General features: G+C 60.5%; 1 pseudogene. It reads left to right on the forward strand.

The features are described from left to right. A pseudogene (locus WBM60_RS08275) lies at positions 1 to 1,548 on the forward strand (hypothetical protein); the annotation flags it as partial.

A 1,548-nucleotide genomic window follows, 5' to 3' on the forward strand; every position in this document is an offset into this window, starting at 1 on the left:
CCAACAGCAATCCGGGAACGACTATTTCCTTCAACATTCCCGCCCCCGGAAATCAGAGTGCCGGTGCGGATTCCTGGTGGCGCATCTCTCCAAACAGTGCGTTGCCGACAATAACGGCGGCCGGCACCATCATCGATGCCACCACCCAGACCGTCAACCAGGGAAACACCAACAGCCGTGGGCCGGAAATCGAACTGGAAGGCAACAGCGCCGGCGCATCGGTAAGGGGGCTTTCTGTAACCGGTGGCAGCAGCACGATTCGGGGCTTGGTCATCAATCGGTTCTCTTATGACGGCATATACCTGACATCGAACGGTGGCAACACCATCGAGGGCAATTATATCGGCACCGACGCCACGGGCTCCACCGACCTCGGAAACAGCGGGAGTGGTGTTTACGTCTATTTGTCAACAGGCAATACCATCGGCGGCAGTTCCCCGGGGACAGGCAACCTGATATCCGGCAATGACTACAACGCCATCGAATGGACCACCGGTCGTGGCGTTATGTTGTATCGGGCTGATGGAAATAGCGTGATCGGAAACTATATCGGAACCGATCGCACCGGGACCGTGGCCATCGGAAACGAGCGCGAAGGCGTCGGCATCGCCAACTGCATCAACAATACGGTCGGGGGAAGCGGAGCTGATGATGAAAACGTCATTTCCGGCAACTCTGGCGTTGGTGTTTGGATCGGTGGTGGCGGGACCACAGGGAACCGGGTACTGGGGAATCTTATCGGAACTCAGGTCGACGGGACCAGCCCGCTCGGCAATGGCAGTCATGGTATCGCCATTTCCAACACGGCAACAAATAACATTATCGGTGGCAGCGCTACAGGCGAAGGGAACGTCATTGCCTACAGCACGGGCGACGGTGTTTGGATCGATGGCTCGGCAACTGATTTCAATCTCATCTCCGGCAACGCCATTTTCGAGAACGGTGGCCTGGGCATCGATCTCGAATCCGACGGGGTGGGCGCGACCGGCGGGGCCAACAACAACAAAGCCGCCCCCGTCATCACCGGCATCACCCCCAACGGATCCGATTTTACTATCGTTGCCACCGCCGGCAGCGGCGACACCGTCGAATTCTTCCGGGTCAACAACGCCGCCGCACCGGTGGTGACGGCAGACCCCAGCGGCTCCGGCGAGGGGTATCTCTACCAGGGAAGCTGCGTCGACAACGGCGTCTGCAGCGGGCCGCATATCAGCCCCGTGGCCGATGCCGACCCGGCCGCCGGCTCGGTGCAGGCAGTTCTGCTTTCAAGCGGCATCAGCGTGGGCGACAGGGTGTCTGCCACTGCAACCGATTCGAGCGACAATACCTCGGAGTTCAGTGTTAACGCCCTGGTTCAAGGCGTCGCCGATCTGGCCCTGACCAAAACGGACAACCCCGATCCCGCGCCGGCCGGAGGGCCGCTGGTCTACACCCTGATCGTCACCAACAACGGGCCGAGCACGGCCAACAACGTTACCCTGGTCGACACTTTGCCGGCCGGCGTCACCTTTCAATCGGCCACCCCCAGCCAGGGAAGCTGTTCCGGCA

Source organism: Eudoraea sp., from assembly GCF_049669105.1.
Taxonomy (GTDB): Bacteria; Bacteroidota; Bacteroidia; order Flavobacteriales; family Flavobacteriaceae; genus Eudoraea.